This window comes from Klebsiella sp. MS 92-3, from assembly GCF_000195655.1.
In the GTDB taxonomy this organism is placed as follows: Bacteria; Pseudomonadota; Gammaproteobacteria; order Enterobacterales; family Enterobacteriaceae; genus Klebsiella; species Klebsiella pneumoniae.
In genome coordinates, this window is the sequence record NZ_GL882738.1 from 23,467 (window position 1) to 26,716 (window position 3,250).

The following is a 3,250-nucleotide window of genomic DNA, read 5'->3' on the forward strand; positions in this document are numbered from 1 at the left end:
TCAGAAGGACTGGCATTTTATTAGCAGGATGTACACAATGAAGCAAAAGAGTTATGCAGCCGTTTCCGCTTCCACAGGGACGATCACGCTGGCGTGATTGCCTTTTGGCCCCTGGTGAACATCAAACCGAACGGCTTGTCCGGCTTTTAGCGTTCTGTAACCATCCATCTGGATGGTGGAGTAATGGGCGAAAATGTCTTCGCCGCCGCCCTCAGGGCAGATAAAACCGAACCCTTTGGCATTGTTGAACCACTTAACAGTACCCATTTCCATACTTCGACATCCTTCGTAAATCTTTATTAGTAAGATGGAATGAACCGGTGGTGGAGTGACGAGTTGTTCAATTGCTCGCCAACTCTCGCCACTACAATTTAGAGAAATACGAAAACGCGTCAAGCGATTGAGGAGGGGGAACGGCGAAAAATGCGTCAAAATTTGAAGCAGTTAACGCTATTGCCGGGGAATGTGACAGCCGTCGCGGATAGAAGCGATAGATGATAGTTATCTATGATCTATTGTAGATTTGTGATGAGCATAACCTCTGGTCATCGACAGGCCTCCGCCTGTTGGCAACAGCAACCGATGATGAACACTGACGATGAGTAAGAGAGATTGGCTGGACTTCGAGCACCTGGTTGACGACGAAGTTCGTGATGCGATTAAACCGCCATCTATGTATAAAGTGATATTGGTCAATGATGACTACACTCCGATGGAGTTTGTTATTGACGTGTTACAAAAATTCTTTTCTTATGATGTTGAACGTGCAACGCAACTGATGCTCACGGTTCACTATGAAGGTAAGGCGATTTGTGGCGTGTTTACCGCGGAAGTGGCGGAGACCAAAGTCGCTATGGTGAATCAGTACGCGAGGGAGAACGAGCATCCATTGCTGTGTACGCTGGAAAAAGCCTGAATACAGGCATGAAAATTGGGGGAGGTGCCTATGCTCAATCAAGAACTGGAACTCAGTTTAAATATGGCTTTCGCCAGAGCGCGCGAGCACCGTCATGAGTTTATGACCGTCGAGCACTTGCTGCTGGCTCTGCTAAGCAACCCCTCGGCCCGTGAGGCCCTGGAAGCGTGTTCAGTGGACCTGGTGGCATTGCGTCAGGAACTTGAAGCCTTCATCGAACAAACCACACCCGTTCTGCCAGCCACGGAAGAAGAGCGCGACACCCAGCCGACGCTAAGCTTCCAGCGTGTGCTGCAGCGCGCCGTCTTCCACGTACAATCTTCTGGCCGCAGCGAAGTGACCGGCGCCAACGTGCTGGTGGCGATTTTCAGCGAGCAGGAGTCGCAGGCCGCCTACCTGCTGCGTAAACATGAAGTGAGCCGTCTTGATGTGGTGAACTTCATTTCTCATGGTACACGCAAAGACGAGCCGAGCCAGTCTTCCGATAACAGCGGAAGCCAGCCTGGCAATGAAGAGCAAGCCGGCGGGGAGGAACGTATGGAAAACTTCACCACCAACCTCAATCAGCTTGCTCGCGTCGGCGGTATTGATCCCCTGATCGGCCGTGAAAAAGAGCTGGAGCGCGCGATTCAGGTCCTGTGCCGTCGGCGGAAAAATAACCCGCTGCTGGTGGGGGAATCCGGCGTCGGTAAAACCGCGATCGCCGAAGGCCTTGCCTGGCGTATTGTGCAGGGCGATGTGCCGGAAGTGATGGCCGACTGCACTATCTACTCGCTCGACATTGGCTCTTTGCTGGCAGGGACCAAATATCGTGGCGATTTTGAAAAACGCTTCAAAGCGTTGCTCAAACAGCTGGAGCAGGATACCAACAGCATCCTGTTTATTGATGAAATCCACACCATTATCGGTGCGGGGGCGGCGTCTGGCGGCCAGGTCGATGCGGCTAACCTGATCAAACCGCTGCTTTCCAGCGGCAAGATCCGGGTGATCGGCTCCACCACTTACCAGGAGTTCAGCAACATCTTTGAAAAAGATCGTGCGCTGGCCCGCCGTTTCCAGAAGATCGATATTACCGAACCGTCGGTGGAAGAGACGGTCCAGATTATCAACGGCCTGAAGCCGAAGTACGAAGCGCACCATGATGTGCGTTATACCGCCAAAGCGGTGCGTGCGGCGGTTGAACTGGCGGTGAAATACATTAACGATCGTCATCTGCCGGATAAGGCGATTGACGTCATTGACGAAGCGGGCGCGCGGGCGCGCTTAATGCCGGTCAGCAAGCGTAAGAAAACGGTTAACGTGGCGGATATCGAATCAGTGGTGGCGCGCATTGCGCGGATCCCTGAGAAGAGCGTCTCCCGCAGCGATCGCGACACGCTGAAAAACCTGGGCGACCGTCTGAAAATGCTGGTCTTTGGACAGGATAAAGCCATCGAGGCGCTGACCGAGGCTATTAAAATGGCGCGCGCCGGGCTGGGCCATGAGCACAAGCCGGTGGGATCGTTCCTGTTCGCCGGGCCGACCGGGGTCGGGAAAACCGAAGTGACCGTCCAGCTGGCGAAGGCGTTAGGGATTGAGCTGCTGCGCTTTGACATGTCCGAATATATGGAACGTCATACCGTCAGCCGTTTGATCGGGGCGCCTCCGGGCTACGTCGGCTTCGATCAGGGCGGGCTGCTGACCGATGCGGTGATTAAACATCCGCACGCGGTATTGCTGCTTGATGAGATCGAAAAAGCGCATCCGGACGTGTTCAACCTGCTGCTGCAGGTGATGGATAACGGGACGCTGACCGATAATAACGGCCGTAAAGCGGACTTCCGCAACGTGGTGCTGGTGATGACCACCAACGCCGGGGTGCGGGAAACCGAGCGTAAATCGATTGGCCTTATTCAGCAGGACAACAGTCCGGATGCGATGGATGAGATCAAAAAGATCTTTACGCCGGAGTTCCGTAACCGCCTCGACAACATCATCTGGTTCGATCATTTGTCTACCACGGTGATCCATCAGGTTGTCGACAAGTTTATCGTCGAGCTGCAGGTCCAGCTGGACCAGAAAGGCGTCTCCCTGGAAGTGAGTCAGGAAGCGCGCGACTGGCTGGCGACGAAAGGCTACGATCGGGCGATGGGGGCACGTCCAATGGGACGCGTCATTCAGGACAACCTGAAAAAACCGCTGGCGAACGAACTGCTGTTTGGCTCGCTGGTCGACGGTGGTCAGGTCACTGTCTCTCTGGACAGCGACAAAAATACGCTGACTTACGACTTCCAGAGCGCGCCGAAGCACAAACCGGAAGCGGCCCACTAAGGCGATATCTTCAATGTAAAAAAA

3 protein-coding genes are annotated in these 3,250 nt (G+C 54.0%); 2 read left to right on the forward strand and 1 reads right to left on the reverse strand.

Annotated features, from left to right (window positions below; all coding sequences use genetic code 11):
• Nucleotides 1-51 precede the first annotated feature (51 nt).
• Nucleotides 52-273, reverse strand: coding sequence for a cold shock-like protein CspD (cspD, locus tag HMPREF9538_RS23280; RefSeq protein WP_002896516.1), 222 nt, complete (start codon nt 271-273; stop codon nt 52-54).
• A 325-nt stretch (nt 274-598) separates the two neighbouring features.
• On the opposite strand from cspD, the gene clpS reads away from it, so the two are divergent.
• Both clpS and clpA read left to right on the forward strand, forming a co-directional pair.
• Entirely contained in the window at nt 599-916 is a 318-nt protein-coding gene (gene clpS, locus HMPREF9538_RS23275) for an ATP-dependent Clp protease adapter ClpS (RefSeq protein WP_002896520.1), read from the forward strand.
• Between the two features lie 30 nt (nt 917-946).
• Nucleotides 947-3,226 (forward strand): ATP-dependent Clp protease ATP-binding subunit ClpA, encoded by a 2,280-nt coding sequence (gene clpA, locus HMPREF9538_RS23270; RefSeq protein ID WP_002896522.1) that lies wholly within the window; start codon nt 947-949, stop codon nt 3,224-3,226.
• The last annotated feature ends 24 nt before the right edge of the window (nt 3,227-3,250 follow it).